Origin of the sequence: Novipirellula methanifontis (assembly GCF_052161655.1) — a bacterium.
Lineage (GTDB): Bacteria > Planctomycetota > Planctomycetia > Pirellulales > Pirellulaceae > Novipirellula.
Genome location: NZ_CP197418.1, coordinates 481,079 through 507,409, shown reverse-complemented (window position 1 = coordinate 507,409; position 26,331 = coordinate 481,079). Strand labels below are relative to the sequence as shown.

Below are 26,331 nucleotides of genomic sequence, written 5' to 3'. Positions count from 1 at the left end.
CTGGCGTAGGGACAATGTGGCCAATTCGATAGCGCCACGAGAAAAGGAGCAATCGAGATCATTTTTACTTTTGATGTAGCTACCGCCGCCAGACGGTGGACCACGTTCTGGCGAACGTAGCTACAGCTCGAATCCCACGTTGTTTGTCAAATTGCTCTAATCGATAGGAGCGTCATTTTGGCGATCCTGTGACTTACGAATCGGGTCCAGAAAAGGATGCCCGCCACCGAATTTTTGTTCAGCAAACGTGTACTGCCGAATTATTGACGGCTAGGTACAATGGAACTTTCCAACCTAGGTCGCGAAATTTGTGGAGCAGAAGTCGACAGTATTTCTCCTCTGATTAATCCGCGGCCTCTTCAGCGAAAAGTCGCTCTTTTCGCATTGTTCGATAGAACTTCATTGCCATGCTTGATGACGAAGAAAAGAAAAAATTAGCCAACCGCCTGCGGCGTGTCGTGGGACAAGTCGAAGCGGTGGCTCGCATGATCAACGAAGATAAATATTGCGTCGACGTGCTGATGCAGCTGTCCGCCGCGACAGGCGCGTTGGGCAAGGTCGGCCAAATTGTACTCGAAGAACACCTGAGGACATGTGTGACCGAGGCGATTGAAAACGGCGACTCTCACGATCGCGAGGAGAAACTAGAAGAACTCGTCAATCTATTCCGCAAATACGCAGGGGTCATTGACTGATTTGCTATTCTGGGGCTGCACCATCGTCTAAGCAGCTAACATGGCCAGCGCCATTGCGATCATCACACTGTTCTCGATGATCGTGACCACCGACATCGGCAAATTGAATGCGGTCCCCAAGCAAGCACACTGAATCGCTTGCTTCTTTCTTACTGCCGCAATCACTCCCACCAACCCGATGCTCATCACAATCGCGGTCACGACGTTCGCCGCCATCAGCTGGGTCCCGGTGACAAACAACAACCCGAGCGTCACTTCGATCCAAGGGTAGGCGAGCGCGTAGGGACGCGATCGGCGGGCGATGATATCGTAGGTCGAAAAGGCGTCGGCGAATTTTGAGATATTCAGCAACTTGAAAAACGCAAACCCCAAGAAGAAGAAACCCATGAAGTAACTCATCGCCCGAGACCATTGCCAATCGGCATGAATGGATTCAACCAACACCGTGGCGCCAATCACATAGCTAACGACAAGAAACAACGGCTTGTACGTCGACAAGCTGAACGCGGGTTTGGCTGCGGGAGGCGAGAGCGATGCGGTTGCCGGTTCATTTGGGATGACCGATGCTGTGAAGCCCGCTTGCCCGATCAAGTCAACGATGTGCTCGGGACGTCCTTCGGGAGCGAGTTCGACGTGAATCAGTTTTCTCGGATCGCTTAAATCCGATTTCCATTGCCGGACACTTGGTTCGTTGTCCAAAAACGGGGTGACTTTGCTGAGGCATCCACCGCAAGTCATGGTGGTCGAAAATGTAGTGTTCATGGTTTTAAGCTCTATTGCGATTACAGTTGTTTGTGTCGCCAACGATTGCTTCAATGATGGGACAACCAGGGACATTTCCCCGGCCCGAGCAATCGTGAACAAGCTGAGATAACGTGGCTTCCATCTGTTGAAGGTCTGCAATTTTTTGCTGGATCGACACCAATTTGGCTTCTGCCATTGCTTTTACTTCACGTCGTGACGCCCCAGGCCGCTCTGACAATCCAAGCAATTCCTGGATCTCGGCAAGCGTAAATCCAAGATTCTGGGCTCGCTTAATAAACCGGATGCGATCCACCGTCGCGTCAGGATATTCGCGAAAGGACGTCCTTAGCGGCGCGGGTTCATCGATCAATCCGCTTCGCTGATAGAAGCGAACCGTCTCGACTCCCACGCCCGAGGCCTTTGCGACTTTTCCGATCGTAAACCCCGCCATCTCATCTTCCTCCACTACACATTATCGACTCCGTACAATAGTACAGAGTCAAGTGTAAATGGATCCGCGAGATAAGAAATGGTATGCAAGCGTTTCCTCGAGATAGGATTGTTTTCACTGGCCAATAAGCTACCGTTGTCGGAGGCGACAGCCTCTACCACTGACTTAATAGGAAACGATGACTGACTGCGGATGTGAGTTGGAAGCCGATAGTGAGTCTCAGCGGAAGACGTTGCGCATTGTGCTGTTGATCAACGCGGCGATGTTCGTCGTCGAGATCATTGCGGGGTTGCTGGCCAGTTCGACGGGGCTGATCGCAGATTCACTCGACATGTTAGCCGACGCCAGCGTTTACGCTATCAGTCTGTACGCCGTCGGTCGATCCGCATCCATCCGACACAACGCCGCCACCGCCAGCGGCGTGTTGCAACTGGTGCTCGGTATCAGCGTGTTGATTGAAGTCGCTCGTCGATTTCTCGGTGGCGGCGAACCGATCGGCGCCGCGATGATGGGTATGGGGATCATTGCGTTGATCGCCAATGCGATTTGCCTAAAACTCATCGCGCAGCACAAACATGGCGACATTAATTTCCGAGCGTCCTACATTTTTTCGGCCAATGACGTCATCGCCAACGCTGGCGTCATCGCCTCAGGCCTACTCGTGCTGGCACTCGGTTCGCAAATCCCCGACCTCATCATCGGCATCGTCATCGCCGCGATTGTCACTCGCGGGGGGTGGCAGATATTGAGAGAATCGAAGGCGGAATCGAAATCAACGTAATTTACAATTGGCAAGTTTGAATTCCCTAGTGGTCGTGAGCTTCCTCTTTAAAATCACCCGAGTAGGGTGTGCCGTCGATCACATCGGTCATCGTGCCTTGGTACTTTTGGACCCCCCAAGCTTTTCATGCGTGCCGATGAAGCGTCATCGTCTTATGAACGCTGCAACCGGAATGGTATTTGCTCAAATCAATGCCCTGGCCATCGAGAACATCTATGTTAGCGTAGAAGCCACATAAAAATTGAATACCGAAAAACCGCAACTTTTGATTATTCATTCCAATCTTGGCGAGCACTTGGTCACGCTGCCGATAGACGATCATAGCAGCAATGAACAAACAAAAGATTGAACTTCAATTCCTACTTCCCTCGATTCCTGACTCAAGCGACCACTGCGTTGAACGTCTGGCCAATCTGCTTCAGGCCAAGGCTGGAATTGACTTGGCTCATCTGCTGAAGTCTAACGGAGACGGCCCCGACCAAATCTGCATTCATTACGATCCTAGCGTCGTATCAACCGGTCAAGTTCGCGAACTGGCAAGGCGAGCAGGCGTCGAGCTAGATCAGCGATACGGACACTGGATAACGAAGTCACCGGCGATCCACGCTCGTCGTGCATCGGCTATCGAGTCGCGGTTGGGGCGTATCGATGGAGTTCTCGAAGCGGTGATGTCGCCCGATGGCACCGTGCGAGCGGAATACGATCGGACCAAGACAAACGAATCGACAATTTCAGACGCGTTCAAAGAATGGGCAAAGTCAGAGTCTGGCTCCACCGACCCTCATGCCGGATATCAACACGACGAGGAGGGACAAGATCCAGGTCATGCTCAATCGGGGCACGACCACGCTCATGGCGGGATATTTGGACCGAAGACCGAGTTGATCTTCGCGATTCTTTGCGGAGCGTTCTTGTTGGTCGGATGGCTGCTCGAAACTTTCACCGAAGCCGCCGACTGGATTCCCGTGACGCTATTCGTAGTCGCCTACTTCTTTGGCGGCTACTTTACGACCAAAGAAGCCGTCGAGAAGATTCGAGCAGGTAAATTTGAGATCGACTTCCTGATGATTGTGGCGGCGGTTGGTGCTGCGACACTTGGCGTATGGGCCGAGGGTGCATTGTTGCTGTTTCTGTTCAGCATCGGACACGCCCTCGAAGGCTACGCAATGGGCCGGGCCAAACGAGCGATCGAAGCTCTGTCCGAACTTGCACCACGCACTGCTCGTGTTCGGCGTGAAGGTAAGGAAACCGAAGTCACCATCGAGGAATTGCAAGTCGGTGATGTCGTGATCGTCAAACCCGATGAGCGAATCGCCGCCGACGGCTTCGTCATTGTGGGAGAATCCAGCATCGATCAAGCGACGATCACGGGCGAGAGCGTTCCCGTTGACAAGCAACCCGTTGTCGATCGTGAAGCCGCAGCGGCTGATCCCGAGTCGATCGCGTCTGAACATCGCGTGTTCGCGGGCACGATCAATCAAGCCGGTGCGATCGAAATCCAAGCCACCAAGACCGCAGCCGAAAATACGCTTGCTCGTGTCGTCACGATGGTCAGCGAAGCGGAAACACGAGTCTCACCGACGCAAAAATTCACTACACAATTCGAGCGTTACTTTGTTCCGTCGGTGATCGCGGGTGTTGTGCTGTTGTTGTTTGCACCGTTGGTCATTGATGAACCCTTCAGCGATTCCTTCTATCGTGCAATGGCGGTCCTGGTCGCAGCAAGTCCGTGTGCGCTCGCGATTGCCACGCCCAGTGCCGTCCTAAGCGGTGTGGCACGTGCCGCTCGCGGTGGCGTTCTCGTCAAAGGCGGTGGACCGCTTGAAAGCCTTGGTCGACTCGATGCCATTGCTTTCGACAAAACAGGCACACTAACCGAAGGCGAACCTCGCATGACGGACAGTCGTCCGGCCAATGGCGTCGACGAATCGGAATTGTTGCGGATTGCGATCGCGGTCGAGGAGCTCAGCAAACACCCACTCGCGAAGGCCGTCGTTCGAGACGGGAGGAAGAAGCTGGGAGAGCGGGAGATGGGGAGTGGGGGAAACATGAGTTCTGTTGCAGCAGCGACGAACCTAAAGAGCATCACGGGGCGTGGCGTTCAAGCCGAAGTGGAAGGCAAGCTTGCTTATATTGGAAAGGATGATTTGTTTGACGAAGTCGAAGGCTCGCCTCTGCCCGATTCAATTCGCCAGACGGTTGAATCGCTCGAAGCTGAAGGGCGCACGACAATGATCGTGCGGCATAGCGACCGCTATCTCGGTGTGATTGGCTTGATGGACACGCCACGCGAAGCCGCCAAACGAACCATTGCAAAATTGCGTGAACTCGGAATCAAGCGAATGATCATGATTTCCGGCGACAATCAACAAGTCGCCGACGCCGTTGCCAAAGCGGTTGGCCTCGATGAAGCGAGAGGCGACTTAATGCCCGAAGACAAAGTTGCAGAGATCAAGAAACTCAACAGCGAAACCGGCGTCGCGATGGTGGGCGACGGAGTCAACGACGCTCCCGCGATGGCATCCGCTTCGGTCGGCATCGCAATGGGCGCAGCCGGCAGTGACGTTGCCCTCGAAACCGCCGATGTGGCCCTGATGTCCGACAACCTCGACCATCTGCCGCTCGCGATTGGTCTCAGTCGGGCCACCCGCCGCATTATCCGTCAAAACCTCTGGATGAGCCTCGGTATGGTCGCCTTCCTCGTCCCCGCCACGATTCTCGGCCTTAACATCGGCCCCGCTGTCGCCTTGCACGAAGGCAGCACTCTGGTCGTGGTGATCAATGCCCTGCGATTGCTCGCGTACCAATCAAAGTAACCACCCATCATCGGGTTTCGTGAGAAGCAAGTAACAGGCAATTGCAATGTCACCGTTTACGCGGAAACACCAAAGATTTTGCCAATGCCCGCAGTGGCTGCCATTGCTAAAGCTCCCCAAAATGTAACTCGTGCGACCGCCTTTCCCAACGGCGCACCACCCACCTTGGCAGAGATGCCCCCGAGGATTACTAAGAAGACCAGTGACAAAATGGTCACGACCATCACGAGCTGCTTCTCAGGAGCAACGAAGGCAGTTCCCAGCGGCAGGGCTGCGCCGATGGCAAAGCTAGCTGCGGAGGCAAGTGCAGCTTGAACGGGGCGAGCTGTCGTTTGGTGAGAAATACCCAGTTCATCCCGCGCGTGAGCTGCCAGCGCATCGTGCTGCGAGAGTTGGCTTGCGACCTGCTCTGCAAGGCTCGGATCAAGACCTCGCTGAACGTAGATCGCCGTTAATTCGGCTAACTCCGCTTCCGGCATATCGACTAGCTCTTGACGCTCGCGTTCCAGGTCTGCGCTCTCGGTGTCGGATTGCGAACTGACCGAAACATACTCGCCCGCCGCCATCGACATCGCCCCCGCGACTAATCCCGCCACTCCGGCAACAAGAATGTTACCGCGTGTTGTTTCCGCGGCAGCGACGCCGACCACAAGGCTAGCCGTTGAAATGATTCCATCGTTCGCCCCTAGTACCGACGCACGCAACCAACCGATTCTGTCCGTACGATGGCGTTCGATATGTCTCATGCGAAGTATTCCTTTGTAAAAGTGGTGGGAGCGGGATTTCCCCTGCAATCAAGTCGCAGAAGGCATTTACAAACCGCACCGATTCCCGGCGAAGTTATCGTTCACCGCCGACCGTATTCATTGCCCATTTTCGATCGAAGATTGATGTCGATTAGGGGGTGATGAAATCCAAAACCACGTGCCAATCGTTATCGACGCCAACAGGACGCCGATCACGAACGATGGCCAGAACGACAAACCTGTCCGATTGGAAATCGCGAATGGCACGAAGAACGGCAGTCCGAGTGGAACGAGAACGAGCGTCGCGCGAGCCAAAGCCGCTATCGAGCTCATGTCGTGTTCTTTATTCCATGTCATCACGAACGCCAGGATGCTGATGATCGGCAATGTCAACAGCAGCGCGCCAACTCTCGGCATCCGTCCAGCGATCTCGGCAACCGCGACGATCACCGCTGCCGAGATCAACGCCTTGACTATCATCCAAACCATGACGTTCACACCTTTCGGTTCAAAACTTTGGCAGTACCGATGCCCCTGTTGTCTCGGGGCAAAGTTCTCTCGCGTGGGTTCGATCCATCCCGACTATTCAACCGTCACAGGAACGTCAAACGTCACCGGATCCGCACCAGCCGGGACAATACGGAAACGAAGGATGACTTTGGAAACGCCGCTAGGAATCGCCAGGGCTCCTTGGGCGTAGTGGGCCGGTTCGTCGTCCGTGGTTGGCTCATATACGGTCGCGACTTCCTTCGCCAGAACCGTTTGGCCGTCGGCACTGACCAATGCATTGAAAACTTTGGCATCGTCGACAGGCTTTCCGTCGCGGACGATGGAAACCGCCGGTTCGACTTCTTCGCCCGCGTGTAGTTGCTTCCCGTGGTGTCCAAGTTGAATCTTCAACCCTGCATGTTCTCGTGTTTCGCCTTCCCAAACCAACGCGTCATCGGGTCCGTGCGAATGTCCGTGGGCGCCGTGAGCTTCTTCGGTAAAGTCACCGGAATACGGCGTGCCGTCGATGACGCCAACAATTGTTCCCGCGTATTCCTGCACGACGCCTAAACTCTTGTGGTTGCCGATAAAGCGTGATGCTTTGCCTGCGGGATCGCTGTCCAGAGGTGCAGCTTTCAGACTCACCTGCATCACGGGATCATTGATACTCAAGTCGATGGACTCGGCGTCGATCGGAACGGGCGACTTCTCGTCTGAGCCAAGGATGTAGACCGTGCCCTGTTGCTTGTCGTGATCGACTGTAAATTCGACGTGGTACTTACCGCCGCCCCAGTCGACGACGGTACCGTCGTGCGGACCAGCAGCGTGACCACCGTGCGCAGCGTGCACGGTCCCATCGGCATGAACATGCCCGCCCTCTTCACTCGATGGAGCGGCGGGTGCAGTGGGCGTGACGGGTGTGGCGGTTTCTTTTTTGCAGCCTGTGAATCCGATGAGTCCACAAAAGACGAGTGAACATGTTGGGGTTGAGAGTTTCATTGAAAGGTTCCTTTGAGTTTTTGACAAACAATTTCTAACGCTGGTGATTGCAGCAATGCGGCTTATTTGATTAGTTCATTCCAAATTCGTCATCCTCCGTTTTGAGCCTTGCAAGTCGAGCAGCGTCCTTGCCAGAGAATCTCCAGAAGAGTCCAGGGTGAATGAGGAATTCACAGAATGTCGATGTCGTCAGTCCGCCGAGGATGACGGTGGCAACAGGATAGAGAATTTCACGGCCCGGTTCTTGACCGCCCAGCACAAGCGGAATCAGACCGATACCCGCCGTCAGTGCGGTCATCAATACAGGTGCAAGCCTTTCCAGACTGCCTCGCATTACCATCGCCTGAGTGAAGTCTTCACCTTCCTCCTTCATCAAGTGGAAGTAGTGAGTCACCAACAAAATGCCGTTGCGGACCGCGATGCCTCCGAGCGAGATGAAACCGACGAGACTCGCAACCGTCAGACTTTGTTGCGTGATGACGAGCGCCATCACACCACCGATGAACGCGGTTGGGAGCGCGTTTAGGATTTGCAGAACGATGCGGATCGATGGAAACAAGACCAACAACACGATGAACATGCCTACCACCGAAACCCCGGCTAGCACAATGATCAGCTGCGTCGCACGTTGTTGGCTCTCAAACTGTCCTCCGTATTCAATGAAATAGCCCACCGGCATTTCGACTTGGTTTCCAATACGACTCTTGATGTCATTGACCGCACCGGCCAAGTCGCGGCCTTCGGTATTACAGCGAATGACAATCCGACGCCGTGCGTTCTCGCGATTGATCGAATTTGGCCCGGTGCCGACACCCACATCCGCAACCTCGCGAAGTTCGATCTGTCCGCGATCGGGTTGCCCCTCACGATCGGGCAGGTCGATGCGAAGTCGATCAAGATTCGCGTAATCGGTGCGATACTCCTCCTCCAGTCGCACAAGTAAATCAAATCGGCGTTGCCCTTCAAGGACCTGCGAGACGACTTCACCCTGCAGCGCCGTCTGCAAAACGTCCGCAACATATTCGCGAGTCAGTCCATGCAATGCCAAGTCGTCGGCGCGAAGTGCGATATGCAACTCCGCTGTCTCTTGAATCGGCTCAACGACCGGCGGCGTGATCCCTGGAACGTCCTGGATCGTTGCTTTGACCTGTTCGGCCACTCGCTGCAGGGTATCCAAGTCATCCCCGTGAATCTTGATCGCGATTTGAGCGTAGACGCCCGAAATCATGTGACTGATCAAGTGCGCCAACGGTTGCTCGACCTCGATGTCAACGCCGGGTGCTTCATTGCTGATTTTCTCGCGGAGTCTCGCGAGGATTTCTTCTCGCTCGGTCGGCGACTCTGGGTTCATACTGAGGATGTATTCGCCGAAATTAACGGGCGATGCATGTTCGTCCATTTCAGCTCGTCCAGTTCGGCGAACGAAGTGCAAAATCTCGCCATCCGGATTGTCGGTCGTCTTTTGCATCGACTGGAATACAGAATCAATTGCCCCTGAAACTTTGTTCGAAGCATCCAGCGACGATCCAGGCGGCAGAGTGACGTTGACTTGAATACTGCCTTCATCAAAGGGCGGCAAAAAGTTTCGCCCCAACATCGACATCTGCCACGCGGCCAAGGCTACGGCGATCCATGTCAAAAGGAACAGCGTTCGCGGCATCGCCATGCTGAGACGAATCAGATGAGTCGCGATCGCTTTCAAGCTGTGCAACAAAAAACCATCGCCTTCGTGGTGCGTGGCACGCGAGTTCGGCAGCAGATAATAGGAAAGCACTGGCGTAACGGTCATCGACACGACGAACGACGACAAAATTGACACGATGTAGGCGAAACCCAGCGGCGTGAACAAGCGACCTTCGACGCCTGACAGTGCGAACAACGGCATGAAGGAAAGGATCACGACCGCCGTTCCAAACACGATCGAACTACGAATCTCTTTGCTCGCCTCGAAGGTAATGACGATGGATGATTTCTGTTTTTCGATCGGTAACAGGTTGTTCTGCTTAAGTCGACGAAAAATGTTTTCAACATCGACGATCGCATCGTCGACGAGTTCTCCCATCGCAACGGCGATTCCGCCGAGCGTCATCACGTTGATGGAAAGCTCCGTTCCGCTCAACCAACCCATAATGCGGAAAGTAAGCGTTGTCAGGACGAGCGAAAGAGGGATCGCAGTGAGCGTAATAAACGTTGTGCGAAAGTTCAGCAGGAACAGAAACAGCACGATGATGACCAGCACCGCACCGATCACGAGTGCCTCGGCAACATTGAAGATGCCTCGGTCGATAAAGTTTCTGAGCCGGAATAGTTCCGAGTTAACGATGATGTCTGCGGGCAATGATGCCTCGACCTCGACAAATGCCTCCGCGACCGCATCGCTCAGATCACGTGTATCAACGTGAGGTTGCTTGACGGTCGTGAACACGATTCCCGGGCGACCGTTGACGCTTCCGTCACCACGCTTGAACTGCGCTCCCTCGGTGACGCGTGCGACTTGTTCGAGCAAGACGGAACGCTTGGGATGGTTGCCAACGGGGACTTTCTTCAAGTCTTCGATCACGACCCGTGATTCTGGACCCAACCGTCCCAAAATTCGAATCGGTCGCTCGGTCTCGCCCGTGACGGCGAAGCCACCGCTGGTGTTGATATTGCTGGCTCGTAGCGCCTGTTCAACCTCTTGAACCGTGACGTCATATTCGAGCAGCGCGGTCGGATCAATCAGGATTTGGTACTGTTTGCGGTCGCCGCCGAGCATGAACACTTCCGCCACGCCGGTAACTTTCAGCAGTCGCGGTCGAATGATCCAGTCCGCGACGGTGCGCAATTCCAATTGTTGCTTGGCATCACTGTAAAAATGTGCGTCGTGTGACTTGCCGTTAATTCTGATCTCGGCAGTGCCAACGGGTGCGAGTTGTGAGCCGTAGACGCTAGCCTCGGGCCCTTTGTTCGTCGACGTTATTCCCAAGATACCCGCGGCTAGCGCCGTCGGCTCAGTTTTCGAGATATTAAATTCAGGATCGTCGTCCCATTGAATTTCCTGTGTCTGAACTTGCTGCCACGTTGAAAGGTCATGGCGATTGCCTGGCTTCCAAACACGGATCTGAAAGTTCTGGTTTTCGCTGATGACCATCTCGGCCATCATTTCGGTATTGCCGACCTGAGTGAGACGTCCACCGCTAGGACCATTTTGCCGGTAAATCCCCGCGACAATAATCTGGCCCATGATCGAGGACGGCGGTGTCATCTGCGGACGAATTCCAGCGGGCAATATACCCTCCAGCGTGGACAATCGTTCTTGCACGGTTTGACGAGCGGCACGAATCTCCGTTGACCAATCGAACTCGATATAGATCACGTTCAATCCCGCCGTCGATTGACTGCGAACCGCTTGGACGCCGTTAGCACCCATCAGCGCAATCTCGATCGGCTGCGTCACCAGCGTCTCGACTTCTTCGGTCGCAAGTCCGGGAGCTTCCGTAATGATGACCACTCGAGGGCGATCCAGGTCCGGAAAAACGTCGATCGACATCTGCGCAGCCAAGTATGATCCGTAGACCAATACAAACAGACTGACGACGACGACTAGCATGCGGTAACGCAGCGAAAATTTGATGATTGCGTCAAGCATTGAATGTGTTTCCTTAGTGGGCCGCGTGAGTTGTGCCGTCGGCGTGAACATGCACACCGGGTTCTTTTCCGCTAGCCGACTGTGACTTGAGCACACGATTGAGCGAGGCGGCTGAGTTTTGTGCTAAGAAAGCTCCGATCGTGATGCCGCCATCGTTGGCGATCACAACCGAGCGTCGATCTTCGTGCAGAACATGAACAGGAATCTGTTTAAACAGATCACCGTTTTGCCGGAACACGTACGCCTCGGGCCCCTCTCGCACAACCGCCTCCGCAGGCAGCACAAATACGTCATCGAACTTTTCCACAGGGACATGGATGCGAGCCCGTTGGCCAGGGCGAAAACGCCAAACGATGAAGACACGTCCCTGGTCGCCGTAGGATCGCGATTGATTTGACAACGGAACAAAGAAGTCAAACGTCCGGCTGTTTGTATCGATCGAGTTCGACAGATGACGAATGTTGAACGTCTGATCCAACTGCGGCCAACGCCCACCTTGATCCTCGGCGAACTCGATTTCGATTGGCCGCCTTTCCTGGGCAGCTTGTTCGAGAAACGCAGCCTCGCGTTTGAATGCGTGACCGACGATATAAAGCATCTGGTGATTCGATAAGTTCGCAAGCAATTGGCCCGCTTGCACCTGTTGCCCCAGTTCGACGGCCAGCTCTTGAACCTCGTAAGCGATCGGCTGGTCCTCCGCTAATTCGTTAACAAAATTGACCTGCTGGATTTCCTGAGGCACTGTACGATTTGCGAACGCGTCGAAATCTCGCACGGGCGGAGCGACCACGTCGACAGTGGAAACGAATGTTCCGGATTCGATCTGCTGCACTTGCTCCGGAGTCAGACCTCGCGTCAGCAACTCCTGGCGAGCGGCTTGGATCAATGTGTTCTGGCGACTGATTTCGCTCTCCAACTCGATCATCTTGGAACGCGAAACGGCACCGATGCTGACCGCTCCGGACAACCGGTCGATTTCGGCTTTCACAATGGCGGTTTCCTGCCGCGCCTTGAACAACTGCGTCTGTGTGGCTTGCAAGTACTCGCTGAACAAACGCAGCGAGAACAGCGGCTCGCCCGGTCGCATCGTGTCGCCCGGGAACGCATGAATCGCCGTGACGACACCGACGGCTGGCGATGTAACGCCACGATCGGACAGCCCCGGTCGGTCAGCAACTTCACCAGGAATGACGACCGTTCTCCAATATTCTTGCGGCCTGGCTGGTGCAGATACCAAACCCAGATTTTTCCTGGCCTGGGTACTGATTTCCAGTACCGTTTGCTTCTCAGCCGGATTGCTCGATTGCTCTTCTGCAGGCGATTCACTCGCCTCATGGCTACCCAACAATTCGGCTCGAAAGAACCAGATCACCGCGACGGCAATCATGATAATTGCGGGACCAATGAAGGCTCTCAATAGCGATCTTAAAGTTTTCAACATGGGTTCATTCTCAACAGATTTCCAGCGGGCAACACCGACCGCGCAGCCTTAGCCGCAGAGGTGAAACAGGATTGAGTAAGCAAGACGACAGCGGCAGCAGAAAGAGCGGTAAAGCCCGCAGCGATTGCCGTCGGGTCACTCGGATTTGCACATGATCAGAGCACGCGCAAGGGAGCGTCCGCTATAGCCGTAGAGAGGCTGTGAGAAGATAGATCGGCAGTGTTGCTAGCGGATCCGGTGGAACAATGGCGTGGTATCGACACCGTGTATCGACCACAACCGGCAGCGTTGACGCATCCAAATTCGCAGCGTAAACATCAATCTCAAACGATTGAGAAAGACGCGTCAGCGATTGCCCGGATGCCGTCAGATAAAAGGCATCCGAATCGTGATCCGATGCTGGCAAAATGCCTTCGGCATCCGCAGCAAGGTCCATTTCATCGGCATCATGGTGATGATGAGTTTCGTCACCATGATGATGGTCATGCGAGTGCAAATGGACATGCGGACGCACTGCGTGACCATCCGGTTCAGCAACGCCGGTTCCCGCGTGCGAATGAGGCAGAGCCTGCCCCAGCACAAAAAAGGGAATCAGCAGTAGTGAAACAAATCGGGTCATGAGCTCGATTCTAAGCCCCAAGCATCAAAACTTCTAGTGCGATAAAAACGGTAGCGATAAGAAGCTAGGGAATAACAAGAACGGGAAATTTCAAAATTAATCTCGCCATGTCCCTTAGTTCCCCGCTAGCAACGCTACCGCACCAAGACAAATACCTGCTCGAGTCAATCGGACAATCCAAAGGGATCGGCGTCCGTTTCGTCCGATTGAACTCCGAACGGGTCATCGGCCAACTCGTCTATTGAATCCACATCCTTGGGTTGTGTTGGTTCCGTTGGTGGCACGACTTCGCTATCGGTTGTGGCAGGGGGTCGACGTTTGGTTTGCTCACGCAGCGCGATGTACGACCCCTCGTGCAACCGATCCTCTTTGCCCTCACCGGCCTCGATGATGATGGCCGAGTGAGACAGCAGTCCTTCGGCTTTGACGTTGATGGCGTAACATCGCGTTTGACACAAACCACAGCCGACGCACTTGTCATCCAGGACCACGGGCGCTAGATAGCCAGTGCCTTCGACCGGTTGGCCGGCTGAGTCCAGTTCGGTTCCGACCTGTGTGAATTCGATCGCGTGGTAGCCTGCCGCGTCACATTCTTGCACACACAAATCGCACGCTCCGGTGCCAGCAAAGGGCAGACAGGTCGATTCGTTAACGATCGCCAACCCCATCCGTGCGGCCTTCTTCTCTTCGATCACCAGCGGCCGGATCGCACCCGTCGGACAAACTTGCCCGCAAGCGTTGCAGCTCGATTCACAGCCAGCCCAATCGGCCACCACCATCGGCGTCCACAGTCCTTCCAATCCCTGCTGGAATCCCTCGGGTTGCAGCACGTTGTTCGGGCACGCCTTAAAACATTCGCCGCAGCGGATACACATTTCCAAGAACGATTGCTCGGGAACACTTCCCGGGGGTCGTACCAAACGTGGCGAATCGGGATCATCTAAATTTGCTCCCCACGACTTGGTCACGCTGGCCAGCCCAATTCCGCCAACCGCGGCAGCCGTGCTGCCGGCGGCAAGTGACAGGAAACCGCGACGCCCGAGCGGCGTCTCGTTTGTCTGCGGTTCATTGTCCACTTTGAGCTCCACCACGTTCCAGCGTTCGACGAATTTGATCGCGTGCGTGGGGCAAACACCGCCACACGATTGGCACATCGTGCAGTCTGAGGTGCGTGTGGTGAAATCCGGCTTGATCGCATCAAACGGACAAATCTCGACACACTTGTTGCAATGGATACAGGACGATTCGACTTTGCGCTCGGTCACACGAAAGAGATTGCCTAGCGAAAAAACCGCACCACTTGGACAAACGCACTTGCACCAAAACCGTGGACGCAAAAACCCCAGTGACAACACGGCGATAAACAGCCCGATCGAAACGAATTGACCTACACCGATGCTTGGAACAAGATGCCAACCGCGAGTCACGCCGCTGTGCAGCGGATCACCGATAAACAACATCGCTCGAGTGATCACCGGTATCGCGGAAACAAACCCCGATACCAACACACCGAACACCGCGGCGATTAACGTTCCTGCCAACAAGTAATATTTGATGTGAACCCACCATCCATCGTCAGCGACGTTAAACCGCGTCGTCCGCCGAGCGATTGCCCAATCGAACAGATCAATGGTGGTCCCCAGCGGGCATAGATACCCGCAAAACCCGCGAGGAATCAAAATACACACGATCAGGATCGCCGCTGCAGAAACCAGCGATGCGATCCAACTGCGTGACGCGACGGCCGTCGACAAACTGACCAACGGGTCGATCAGCAGAAAGCTTTCGGCCGGAATCAATTCCTTTTTGGTAAGATTGTCGGCATAGTGCGAGGGCCATGCTTGCGGATCACGCTGGGCCAGTTGGAAGGAACCGGAACCACTTAAAAACGCATCCAACATTGCCGGACTGGCTTCTTCACGTGGCGTCAAGCGAATCTGCTCTCCCTCGCGTCCTGTTACCACGAACTGTCCAATCGCAGTGACCGATTCCGTGGCAGTCGCCAGGGCAGCGATGCGGTCGTCGACGACAAAAAGGGTCGTGCCGGAATTGATTTCCCAGTCAGATGGCGAAGCCGAATGGGAAGTTTCTTGAGTCAAGACAAACTCACCACTTTGCTGATCAACGGATTGCAACGACCAACCGTGCGACACGCTGCTGGGCGGCAGAGGGCGAGCGCTGTATGGCCAGCACACGTAGAAAAACAGCAGAACAAAGGTGACCAGACAGACCGACTGCACCACGCGTCGCACCGGCGTTGCCAACCACGAAACACCCAATTTCCGCAAGGACTTTCGAATCCAACCTCGCTTCTTTTTGAGACGATCTGATTGAAAGCGAGCGGGAATCCAGCGTCGTAGCAGCCGGCCGGGGAACGTATGCGAAGGAGATTTTCCCGCAGTCACGCGGCGAAGTGCGGGCAAGAACCAATCCAGCCGAATGACTGCGGTAGATCGACCTCGATCTTGGGTCGTCAACAGCACCAACGACGCGGCAGACAACAACACCGACCCAACCGTGATCGCCAAAGCGAATCGATCACCGAACCATTGGTGGTAAAACGCGTGCCCCGTCATCGCGGTTGTGATCAGCACAACGGCAAGAGTTGTAAGGGCTGTGGCGAGCAGATAGTTTCGCAATGGTTTCATTTTGCAGAGCCCTGCAGTTCCAAAAGCCCTAATCGCCAAGGAATCTGTCCATAGTTCCCGCTTTGATACTCAGCATCGTTTGCTCCTTGGAATAGCAAACGAAGTTCGGCGGGATCGATCTCCATCGTTTCACTCGATCCGTCGCGGATCAATTCACCGTGACTGTAGGACGTAGCCCATGACTCGCTTTGGTTGACGACATTTTTGGGAGAGACAAACGGTTGATCTCGAGTTGCTGCCAACGGCGTCCACTGTCCGTCCAGCGCATCCGCGGTGAAGGCTTTGAAGTAGCGCCGCTTGCCAGCCTGGGCTTCGACGATTGTCAAAAACCGGTTTTGACGTTTCAGTTTGTATGTATGACTTGCTTCGAAAATATCCGCCTGCAGCACCATTTTGGCATCCGTCCAACCATGGTTGGGGAAATCCTGCTTTGCCGTTTCCGCTCGCCACATTTGACCGTTCAATGTGGTGAAGAACAGGTGTGCCTTTTGCTCGTCACAGATCAGCCAATAATCAAGGCCCGCCTTGACGCCTTCTTTGACAACATACAGCGGCTCGGGACGAGTCCAATTGCGGGGTTTTGAAATATCGTCATTGGTCGAGTAACACGGGCCATACTTCAAATTGCGAGTCTCATCGCTGGCTTGATAGATCAAATACCATTTTTGGTGCGGCTGGAAATAGAAGATTTGGGGCGCTCCGTGATATCCCATCGTCAGATCCAACACACTCCAATCGGCATCGCTCGCATCCGCCCAATCGACGAACGATGCATACCCGATTCGAATGCGACCGTCACCTTGCATTGCTTTTCGCAAGGTACAAAACAAATGCCAACGACCTTGGTGCCGCACGATCGAAGGATCTTTCAGGGCCAGCCAAGGATATTGTGATGACTCGGGCAACCGTGCGGGATCCACCGCAATCAGCGGTGGACTGACACGCCAGCGAAAATCGCCGCTTCGAAACGGATCGTTTTCAAACGGTGCCGTAGGTGCGAGCTGCGTTTGAGAAAACGAGAGGGAATTCAGCTCTTGGGCGATGCCGTCTGCCGCTAGCCCAAGACAAGCGGACAGCGAGCAAACCGCCACCGCCGCAAATTTGATCCCCATCGCAGTCGGCGTGATTTGAGTCGACGAGCGTGGCATTTAATTTGCACCCTTTGCCAACGCGCGAGCGGTCGCACTGACGATCGCTTGAGACGTGATCGTTGCCCCGGATGTACCATCGACATCCTGGATTCCTTGCTGGTCGATGATTTGTGTCGTCGTATCCGTTAGCGCCGAATAAAATTGTTTTTCGCTGTGTTTGGTCACGCGAACGTCGCGAATTTGCCGATCCGCCACTGTGACCTCCACATCCAGTTGGCCGTTGTATCCCGTGCTGTGAGCCGTGTACGTTCCATCGGCGACTCGGCTGACGTCGGCCTTGTCAAACAACTTGATCGCCTCGATCGACTCGGCGGCTCGGGCTTGGTACCGTTTCAAATACTCAGCATTGCGAGCTTTATTGATGTCCAGCACTCGTTGGTAGTACTCAATCGCCTCGTCCAGTCGTCCGGCACCTCGCAGAGCATCGCCAGCGTTTAGGAAGGCTTCGTTGAACGAGTTCGTGTTGGCATAGCTTGCCGTCAACGCCATCGCCTTGTCCACTTCGTCCATATCCCCAAGCAGCTTGATCGCGTTGAGATGCAGACTGCGGCCTTTTAGCATCTCCATTGCCATCGGCTTGCTGCCCAAACGCCAATAGCATTCGGCCAGATGAATCCCGGTCGGAGTGGTCGCTGACACCTTGGCTTTTTGCAACCAGTGCGCGGCCCGCGGATAATCTTGCAGCAACGTGAAGTACATTTCACCGAGCTTTTCCATGTCACGTTTCAGTAGCGTTGGATTGCGCTGATGACGTTCCATCACATGATGAACCAACTTAATGCCCGGTTTCCAACGTGAAACGTTTGGATTGACGCGTCCCCAAATGTATTGGCCGATATTCTTTGACTCGTCCCATTTCCCCGGCGCGTTCAGTGGCCAATCGAGATCCAGCGAGGAGGGATGATTCATGTCGGTCGAAGCGAGCCAATCGGGCGGAGTGCTGCCGACTTGTTCAATGTACTTCCGCAGTTCGACGGGAGTTAGTGTTTTCCCGTTGGTTGATGTCTCGCTGGCCGACACCGCTTGCTTGGGAGTCAAGACAAAGCGTTTGCCGTTGAACGTCACCGCATGCACGCTGGCGTACGGATAGGTTCGCGTCACCGCGGTCTGACCAAACTTGGACGAAAAATCGAACTCGCGTGCCGTTTTGCGAATCTCGAGCATTTTGCCGGTCAAAGTGGAACCGTTCACAAACTCGACCAAATCCTCGCCGAACGCGGCCGGATGCGACAGGCAAACGAACAGCAACGCAACCCATCCCATTTTCGAATACGGCATTCCCATTTTCCTCGATTTGGTCAAATCTGTGTGCAAGAAGATACGCGGCGTCCACGGGCGCTGAGCGTCCACGAGGACAGTCTCGCGTTTGTCGCTGGACTTGAATCCGACTGCACCCCACGCTCCAAATTCTAATCATCTTGGATCGCCCCGTGGTGCAGAGTCCGATACGAATTGGCGAGGACCTTGTGAGCCGTGGGCCGTAAGGCACCGGGTAGTGCGTGGAACCCGGCCGCTCACGCGTCACGGCTCACTAAGCCGACGGCGTTAGCCGCGGGCCGCAGCGGGAAAAATGTTCGAATCCGCTGGGCGGCTCCTCGACGCACCGCTAACCAACTGAGGCACAGCGATAGATAGCCCTTTACTGCTGCTGCCAGAACGCCGACGCTCCCTAAGGTTTTTCATTAGACAGAAAAATTAATGTGACAGAAAAATAAAGAAGGCTTCGTCGCGGTGAAAAATTCTTTCTGTCGCATCAATCTTTCTGTCTTGTTCTATACAAGCACCCCGAAGACAACACTCCCCATCGAAAACGACTGCACAGTGTGTCCGATTGGTCCCCTCACACCGCTTTTCACTGGCCGAGGTAGCGGCAGTAGAAATTTTCTCATGATCGATCGAGGAATCAATCGATATTCGATTGAAAACGCCAAGCCCCAAAGCGGTCACGCTTGGACGCACGATCTATCCAACTGATCCAATTGCTCCCTACGTTTATTCACTGCATCGCATGACATTCAGCACTGATGTAAATCTGCCACGCCGACATCAAGCTCGGTATCCTGCACGATGCGTTCGCTGCGGGAGTAATAACCAAGGACGTACTATCAGGCTTTGGACGCATACGATCGGATGGTGGACAGCGGTATTCTGGATATTTGGTTGGGGTTTTACTACCCGACCACCAGCTTGCGAGAAATGTGCCTGGAGAATTCGTACACAGCGCGTCGGTGGAATGCTCTTTACACTTGTATTTGCCGCATTGTTCAGGGCATTCCTATGGCCACATTTGGACGATTTCGTCGCAAGATCGCTTCGCAAATGGGTGGCGATGGGCCTGATTCTCGTTTGCCTTGCGCCCTATTTCTTTTGGGAAACTTTCTATCCACCGGCGATCGACATTACTGCCTACAAGGACAGTGTAGACTACGAGTTCAGGGACGCTGACTTCGCATACGAATTCGCTAGCTTAAATGGTGATGCCGAATGGGTTCGGATCTCGTGATACCGTGCACTCATTCACCAAGAACTCTCTCGATGCAGATTTTTTGATGCGATTTTCTCGTTTGATACTAATCATCAGTTTGCTACCCATCATCATTGGATGTTCCAACGGTGAAAACAACGGCGTTTCCATGACGACAGCAACGGCCGGACAAATCGTCTTTAGCGGCGGACACGAAACGGATCCGGTCGACCATGGCCGGCCAGTTGCACTGATCGGTAATGCGCTCGGCGTGACACCAGAGGTTTTTCGCGACGCGTTCAGCGGCGTCAGTCCAGCAGAAAACGGCTCGCCATCTCCGTCTCGTGCTCAAGCGAACAAGCAGATCTTGATGGATAAACTTGGTCCGCACGGAGTCACCAACGAGCGACTGGACGAGGTCTCAAATTTCTACCGTTATCGGCCGCAGTCCGGAGAACTCTGGAAACACAAACCGGCAGTCGCGACAGCAACGATCAAGGACGGTGAGGTCACTGGTTTTAAAATTAGCGACGGAGGCTACGGCTATTCGACGCCTCCGACAGTCCAAATTGCCGGCCACCTAACAGTCAACGTCAAAGCCGAACTTGAATACACTTCGGACCTTCAAACCAACGGTCGAGTGAAGACTCTGACAATCATTGAATAATTCAGCGATGATGTTGTGAATCGGATATCTTCGGCGATGTGAACAAGTCGTGAAAAGGGTATTACCGCCGGATGCAGGTGAGTCGCTGCGCTGAGTCTATTGAAGTGAAAAGTCGTTCACAGCGACCACGTGATTCGTCACGTTCGCCGACAGAATGAACCTGGGTGATCGGTAACGCGAATCGGCCAGCACCGACGATTACTAAACAGGGAATCAGCGATGACAGATGCAATTAACTGGCCTGTGAAGAGGCGAGAGCTTCACAATCACCACTTCGATTCCACTATCTGGAATGATTTTAAATTCCGAGACAACGACATTGTTATCGGGACCTACGCGAAGGCCGGAACGACATGGATGCAGCAAATCATCGCCCAGCTTTTGTTCAACGGTGATCCCGACCTTGAGGTCGCTGAGATGTCTCCGTGGATGGACCTTCGCGTTCCACCGAAAGAAGTCAAGCTGCCTCTTGTTGAGGCTCAAACGCATAGGCGTTTCTTAAAAACGCATCTCCCTGTTGACGCATTGCGGTTTTCGCCGAAGGCAAAGTACATTTACATCGGCCGTGATGGGCGTGACGTAGTCTGGAGCATGTACAACCATCATATGAACGCCAATCAGACGTGGTACGACGCTTTGAACGAAACGCCGGGCCGTGTAGGACCGCCGATTGAACCGCCTCCAGACGACATTCGACAGTACTGGCAGGAGTGGCTTGAGCGCGACGGACATCCGTTTTGGCCGTTCTGGGAAAATGTGCGAAGCTGGTGGCAAATTCGCGATCTGCCCAACGTGTTGCTTGTCCACTTCACCAAACTCAAACAGAACATGCCAGCTGAGATTCGCCGCGTCGCGGCCTTCCTCGATATTGCAATCAATGAATCCCGGTGGCCAGCCATCCTCGAATATTGTTCGTTTGAGTGGATGAAAGCAAACGCTTCGAAAAGCGTGCCTCTGGGAGGTGCATTTTGGGACGCTGGGGCGCAGGTGTTCATCCACAAGGGCGTGAATGGGCGATGGGCCGAAACACTGACAGTCGAAGAATCCCGGCAATACGAACAACTGGCTGACGCTGAATTGGGCGCAGAGTGCGCACGGTGGCTCGCGTTTGGCGGCCCCGACAACTAACGAAGCCCAAAAAACGGGTCAGCAGCATCTTCTTAACATTGCGAACATGGATGCACCCAACACAATTTCGCCAACAACCAGGAACTCCGTACGAGTCCAAGTTACTCGTAATTCTAATCTTCTCTGGTTGGCACCGGTCCAGCGTGGTTACGCAGACGGGATTAAGATTACGAGTAGGATTAAGATTAAGATTTGCCACGACTTTTGTTCGGCCTCACGGACTGGATGTCTCCGTCTGCTCGCGGCAATGTTAGAGACCAGTAAAAGAGACGTCGCACTTTTCTGGATTTAGCAACTGTCTGCACTCTACCTTCAAGGCCTGAACACAACAACGCTTTTCAGAAGGCGGACACGAACTCCGCAGCATTTGCTTGACTCGCAAATCCGATACGTTAGCATCACCTTTATCAGCGAAAGGGGTCGACCACTCCCCACGACAGCGATTCAATGAAGCTTGCAGGGAAAACCAATGCGATCTTTCAAATTAGCCACTTTTCTTTTCTTGTTGTGCCAGCCCATCTTGGCGGCAAGCCTTTGGGGAGAGGAATCGAAAAGCGATCAGGACACGGTTGATCTTGTCTATCAAGGGATTACGGATCTGACGCTACTGCGAGACGACGTACTCAAACGCTATACGCTGATGGTGACAGGCGAGTCACATATATCCTACGATGCGTCGATAAAAAACAGGATGCCTTTGAGGATCAATCGCATTTATGACCTGCAAGCGAGACTGAAGTCGAAGTCATTCAAATACGTGGCAAGCGGTGCTGTGCTTGGCGTCGACCAGACCAATCGCCCCTATGAGCGCCAGTTTTGGAGGGAGCTATTACAGTGCGGGTTGGTAATGAAGGCGAATCACGGCAGCGCATCGACCCACGGCTACAAGGTGCGACAGAAAGACGAGACGACTAAAGACTTCCTTGAGAAGAATCTCGTCGAATCGATTGGCTTCGATCCATTTGATGACCTTGTGCTGCATCCGATGTTCTTAAGGAACCCAATGAATCAGTACGGATGGATCGAAAAAATCTTTCTCGTTAAGAGCAAACTGCTATCAGCCGAAACGATCACTCAGGGGGATATCCGCAGCAAATGGCATTTGAACGAGCCTTATGGGAATTTCGACATTGAACTAACACAATCGAAGGCATATGGCTATTTACCGACACACGTTAAATACACGAGCACTTCGAAGGAACATCCGAATCTTTACGGAGAGACGGAGATCAAGTGGAAGAAGCACACGGGATCGGGCAAGTATCTGCCTTACGTGATCAACGCAGCGGCAGGCGGATCGTTCTCAGGCCTTACAAAAGAACAACATAACTGGGTATTCGATTGGTGTCTCGGCAAAGAGATCCCCGACGATTTCTTTGATTGTGATTCCGAAGATTTTCGCTTGCAGTTTTCTCCGCTGTATGACTTTTACTTTGATACATATGCGAAACCAGGTGGCTATTTGACGGGCACACCCTGGAAAACCCCCGAAGAAATCCTGCCTAAAGACGAACCGACAAATTAAGCAGATCAATATGAGTCATTCCACATAATGGCCTGAGCCGACGCTTCAGCGGTATACACCGAACGACCTGCTAAGGACCGTCGGAAGAATAGCTGACGACGTCTTCCGTAGTGGACGAGGCAACGAGTCCTTTTTGGCTCAGTGAAGCTGCAAGACTCGTTGCCTCGTCCACTACCGTCCGCCATTTATTGTCCTGTGCGTCCTTAGAAGACCGGAACGTCTCATTGTCTTGTTACACCCGAGCTATCACTCCGTCAAAACTTGCTCGGTGATCCGTCGGCTGTAGCGGTTCAGTTTGTGATGCCCGGGGCACCATCCGAGTAAGAACCGCGTGAAGTCGGCCCAGGCAACCGGATACATCGCACGCCACTCGGCTTCGAGTGCATTGGCGTCGACCGTGCTGTTTCGAGACGCAAGCGATTGACGAAGCGTTTGAAAATAGAAATCGAGGTAGACCGATTCATTGCGCTCACACTCGGCTTCGGACACGCAACTGCTGAGAAAGTAGGCGACGTCCTTCATGCCACAGCCACGACCGACATATTGAAAATCAACCGCGGCAGTTCGCGTGCCGTCGGGCGAGAAACAGAAATTGGCGACCTTGGAGTCCCCATGGACCGCAGTCTGAAAACGACAGGCGTTTAAACGGTCGTCGATCACCGCCGCGGCCTCTTTCAATTTTCCCGACTGCATCACTTGCCATTCGTCGCGGCGGGTCGCCAGATGCCAATACGTCCCGACCGGCCAAAGTCCTTCGAGTGGTTCGCTGAGAAACGTCGCGTGAAAGTGGGCTAACCAGGCCAACACGACGAACACGCCGTCGCGATCGAGATGCGATTTCCGAGCGTCAAAACCGGATGCATCTAAATCTTCGAGCACAAAGACCCACTGGCCTTCGACCGATTCGGCGAGCAAGCAAGCAGGCATGCGGCAAGTGGCGTCACAGCGATCGCTGTACTCGCGATACCAAGTTGCTTCGACGTCGTAGGAACGAACTTTTCGCTGATGTGATTGGTCGGTATTCCAGCCACGAGGATGTGAGATCCCCGGTGAATCTTGCTGCTCGTATGGAGGCGAGACATGTTTAACGATGACCGATGCGGGGTTCGCCGGATCGACGATGTCATAAGCGAGCGGGACGCGAAGAATTTTGCCATACCCGCTCCACAGCGACTGAATCAGCGACGCATCACCCACGTCGCTAGCGGACGTGGCCCGCAGTACAAGCGTTGAGAGTGCCGGATCAAGTTTCATGGGGGCTGAGTTTTTCTTTTCGCTAGTTTCGCAGTTAGCTGGCCCCAGACAAAACGGTTGTGCGGCTTTTAAGTTGAGTGGTGGCAACCACTTTCTTCACCCTCCCGGCAAAGCCAGGGAGGGTCGAAAAACGAGCCTTCAGCGAGTTTTTCGGGGAGGGCCTGGTAACGCTGAACTTGCACGTTGTCATTTCTAACACTCCGAAGCCCCACCCAGAACTTGCTCCGCTCGTTCTGACCTCCCCAAAACAAGTTTTGGGGAGGTGAAGCACGCTAAACGCTTCACTTCAAACAGCTTAAGCGCCGCTCTACAGACTAACTCTGTTGTAGCGCTGCGGCGAGCTGTTCGTAGGTTCGCTTGGTGTCGATGTTGCTGCCGCGATTGTCTAAGGCAATCTGATACAAGTGTTGCCCACATTCGGTGGGATAATTGCCGGTCACACAGGCGCGACACAAATTATCTTCGGGCAACCCGATCGCGCGAGCGATCGCATCGACGGGTAGGTAACGCAGCGAGTCGGCACCAAGATCGTCCGCCAATCGCTGCTGAGATTCGTCGGTCAATTCGCCATTGATGCCAAAGTACTTCGGAGCAATCAACTGATCGATCGTACTCATGTCGATCCCGTAAAAACAGGGAGCGACGATAGGCGGACAAGCGACACGCACGTGAATCTCTTTGGCGCCGCCGACTTCACGAATTCGGTCCAACAAGACGTTCATCGTGGTACTGCGGACGATCGAATCTTCGACCAAGATGACCGTTTTGCCTTCGAGCACTTCGCGAAGTGGCGTGTACTTCGCCGCTGCCTTGGCCTTTCGCGCTCCGCCACCTTCGATAAAGGTTCGCCCGGCATAGCGGTTACGAATCAAACCTTCGCGGCAAGGAATCGAGAGCTCAAACGCCATCGCATCGGCGGCCGCTTTGCTGGTGTCCGGTACCGGCACGATGATCGTATCTTCGCTGTTCAGTGGCACACGACCGAGGGCGCGTTCGGCGCGAGCCAATTCTTCGCCAAGATGGGTACGACTAAGGTAGACACTTCTATCATCCAGCGTGCTAGCGACGTTGGCAAAGTAGATCCACTCAAAGAAGCAGTGGGCGGGCGATTTTTCTTCGGCAAAACGCTCAATCCGGAACCCGGTCTCGGGATCGATGATGATCGCATGCCCAGGGGCCAACGATTTGATCTGGTCATCGGAGAACCCAAGGTTCAGCAGTGCCACACTTTCACTGGCCGCGGCAAACAACGGGCCTTCGTTGGCGTAACACATTGGCTTGACCCCCAACGGATCACGCGCGACGATCATTTCGCCTTCGGCCGTCAGCAATGCCAGACTATAGGCACCATCAAACCCGGCGGTGGCTTCACGCAAGATTTCGATCCAATCGATCCGATCGGGTTTCTGGCTCAACAGACGACCGAACTCGTGCAAGATGATTTCGGTATCGGTGTCCAGCGTCAGGTGGTGATCGCCATCGGCCAGCAGTCGCTCTTTTAGCAGACCGTAATTGGCCAGTTGGCCGTTGAAACAGAAACTGAACCATTTCCGCTTGTGAATATGCTTTCGCTCGAACGGTTGAGCGTAGCTGCGGTCATCTTGGCCACAGGTAGCGTAGCGAACATGCCCGATCGCAGCGCGGCCGGCCAAGTGTTTCATCAACGATTCGGACTTGGCCCGATGATTCAGCCGAAACACCTCGGTGACTGTGCCGACGTCTTTACGGGTTCTCAGAATCGACGGACGTGCGGGATCGAATGTTGTCATTCCCGCAGCAAGTTGGCCGCGATTTTGGATATCCAGCAACATTCGAGGCAACAACCGCGAAATGTGGCGTGGCCCATCGGAGGTACACAGCGGGCTTCGACCGCGCCCCGACAGGTGGTAAATGGCAGCAACACCACACTCGTGATGTAATTCGCTCATATCAGATGCTTCGTTCTGAGGAAGATGAAGAGGCGGATGGTTCAGCGAAGAAGCAGAGATTTTGAATCAATGCAGCTCCATCAAGTCTACATGAAATGTACGCTGGGCTTCCAAGGTCGTCGATTCCCCAACACAATTCAATCTTCTTGCAGTGGCG

19 protein-coding genes are annotated in these 26,331 nt (G+C 54.1%); 6 read left to right on the top strand and 13 right to left on the bottom strand.

Annotated elements, in window-relative coordinates:
- The first annotated feature begins 407 nt into the window (after window positions 1–407).
- Window positions 408–695 (top strand): metal-sensitive transcriptional regulator, encoded by a 288-nt coding sequence (locus SH528x_RS01800; protein WP_442508828.1) that lies wholly within the window; start codon window positions 408–410, stop codon window positions 693–695.
- Between the two features lie 27 nt (window positions 696–722).
- Here SH528x_RS01800 and SH528x_RS01795 read toward each other — a convergent pair whose 3' ends face one another.
- Both SH528x_RS01795 and SH528x_RS01790 read right to left on the bottom strand, forming a co-directional pair.
- On the bottom strand, window positions 723–1,457 hold the full coding sequence (locus SH528x_RS01795; RefSeq protein WP_442508827.1) for a heavy-metal-associated domain-containing protein: 735 nt from the start codon (window positions 1,455–1,457) through the stop codon (window positions 723–725).
- A 4-nt stretch (window positions 1,458–1,461) separates the two neighbouring features.
- Entirely contained in the window at window positions 1,462–1,890 is a 429-nt protein-coding gene (locus tag SH528x_RS01790) for a MerR family transcriptional regulator (protein WP_442508826.1), read from the bottom strand.
- 178 nt (window positions 1,891–2,068) lie between these two features.
- Here SH528x_RS01790 and SH528x_RS01785 point away from each other — a divergent pair, with 178 nt between their 5' ends.
- Window positions 2,069–2,671, top strand: coding sequence for a cation transporter (locus SH528x_RS01785; RefSeq protein WP_442508825.1), 603 nt, complete (start codon window positions 2,069–2,071; stop codon window positions 2,669–2,671).
- A gap of 329 nt (window positions 2,672–3,000) precedes the next feature.
- Window positions 3,001–5,487, top strand: coding sequence for a heavy metal translocating P-type ATPase (locus SH528x_RS01780; RefSeq protein ID WP_442508824.1), 2,487 nt, complete (start codon window positions 3,001–3,003; stop codon window positions 5,485–5,487).
- 56 nt (window positions 5,488–5,543) lie between these two features.
- Here the strand turns inward: SH528x_RS01780 and SH528x_RS01775 are convergent, their stop codons facing one another.
- The 9 genes from SH528x_RS01775 to SH528x_RS01735 form a co-directional block, all read right to left on the bottom strand.
- A complete protein-coding gene (locus SH528x_RS01775; protein WP_442508823.1) occupies window positions 5,544–6,233 on the bottom strand; it encodes a VIT1/CCC1 transporter family protein in 690 nt (229 codons plus the stop codon).
- A gap of 117 nt (window positions 6,234–6,350) precedes the next feature.
- Window positions 6,351–6,722, bottom strand: coding sequence for a DUF3147 family protein (locus SH528x_RS01770; protein WP_442508822.1), 372 nt, complete (start codon window positions 6,720–6,722; stop codon window positions 6,351–6,353).
- 93 nt (window positions 6,723–6,815) lie between these two features.
- Window positions 6,816–7,721, bottom strand: coding sequence for a hypothetical protein (locus tag SH528x_RS01765; RefSeq protein WP_442508821.1), 906 nt, complete (start codon window positions 7,719–7,721; stop codon window positions 6,816–6,818).
- Window positions 7,722–7,791: 70 nt separating this feature from the next.
- A complete protein-coding gene (locus SH528x_RS01760) occupies window positions 7,792–11,349 on the bottom strand; it encodes an efflux RND transporter permease subunit (RefSeq protein ID WP_442508820.1) in 3,558 nt (1,185 codons plus the stop codon).
- Window positions 11,350–11,362: 13 nt separating this feature from the next.
- The gene (locus SH528x_RS01755; RefSeq protein WP_442508819.1) at window positions 11,363–12,790 is read right to left on the bottom strand and encodes an efflux RND transporter periplasmic adaptor subunit; all 1,428 of its coding nucleotides are present in this window, start codon (window positions 12,788–12,790) and stop codon (window positions 11,363–11,365) included.
- Window positions 12,791–12,971: 181 nt separating this feature from the next.
- Window positions 12,972–13,409 (bottom strand): hypothetical protein, encoded by a 438-nt coding sequence (locus SH528x_RS01750; protein ID WP_442508818.1) that lies wholly within the window; start codon window positions 13,407–13,409, stop codon window positions 12,972–12,974.
- Window positions 13,410–13,573: 164 nt separating this feature from the next.
- Complete coding sequence (locus SH528x_RS01745; protein WP_442508817.1) at window positions 13,574–16,057, bottom strand: 4Fe-4S binding protein; 2,484 nt, start codon at window positions 16,055–16,057, stop codon at window positions 13,574–13,576.
- Window positions 16,054–17,205: a non-reducing end alpha-L-arabinofuranosidase family hydrolase gene (locus tag SH528x_RS01740; protein ID WP_442508816.1), complete on the bottom strand. Its 1,152-nt coding sequence runs from the start codon at window positions 17,203–17,205 to the stop codon at window positions 16,054–16,056. The genes SH528x_RS01745 and SH528x_RS01740 overlap by 4 nt, the downstream gene beginning before the upstream one ends.
- Window positions 17,206–18,486, bottom strand: a complete 1,281-nt coding sequence (locus SH528x_RS01735) for an FMN-binding protein (RefSeq protein WP_442508815.1) — start codon at window positions 18,484–18,486, stop codon at window positions 17,206–17,208.
- Between the two features lie 1,271 nt (window positions 18,487–19,757).
- Here SH528x_RS01735 and SH528x_RS01730 point away from each other — a divergent pair.
- From SH528x_RS01730 to SH528x_RS01720, 3 genes are all read left to right on the top strand, one after another.
- Window positions 19,758–20,339: a hypothetical protein gene (locus tag SH528x_RS01730; protein WP_442508814.1), complete on the top strand. Its 582-nt coding sequence runs from the start codon at window positions 19,758–19,760 to the stop codon at window positions 20,337–20,339.
- A 219-nt stretch (window positions 20,340–20,558) separates the two neighbouring features.
- On the top strand, window positions 20,559–21,467 hold the full coding sequence (locus tag SH528x_RS01725) for a sulfotransferase domain-containing protein (RefSeq protein WP_442508813.1): 909 nt from the start codon (window positions 20,559–20,561) through the stop codon (window positions 21,465–21,467).
- A 469-nt stretch (window positions 21,468–21,936) separates the two neighbouring features.
- Complete coding sequence (locus SH528x_RS01720) at window positions 21,937–22,992, top strand: hypothetical protein (RefSeq protein WP_442508812.1); 1,056 nt, start codon at window positions 21,937–21,939, stop codon at window positions 22,990–22,992.
- A 246-nt stretch (window positions 22,993–23,238) separates the two neighbouring features.
- On the opposite strand, the gene SH528x_RS01715 is transcribed toward SH528x_RS01720, so the two are convergent.
- Both SH528x_RS01715 and SH528x_RS01710 read right to left on the bottom strand, forming a co-directional pair.
- A complete protein-coding gene (locus SH528x_RS01715; RefSeq protein WP_442508811.1) occupies window positions 23,239–24,246 on the bottom strand; it encodes an oxidoreductase family protein in 1,008 nt (335 codons plus the stop codon).
- A gap of 314 nt (window positions 24,247–24,560) precedes the next feature.
- Window positions 24,561–26,174, bottom strand: a complete 1,614-nt coding sequence (locus tag SH528x_RS01710; RefSeq protein ID WP_442508810.1) for an amidophosphoribosyltransferase — start codon at window positions 26,172–26,174, stop codon at window positions 24,561–24,563.
- Window positions 26,175–26,331 lie beyond the last annotated feature (157 nt).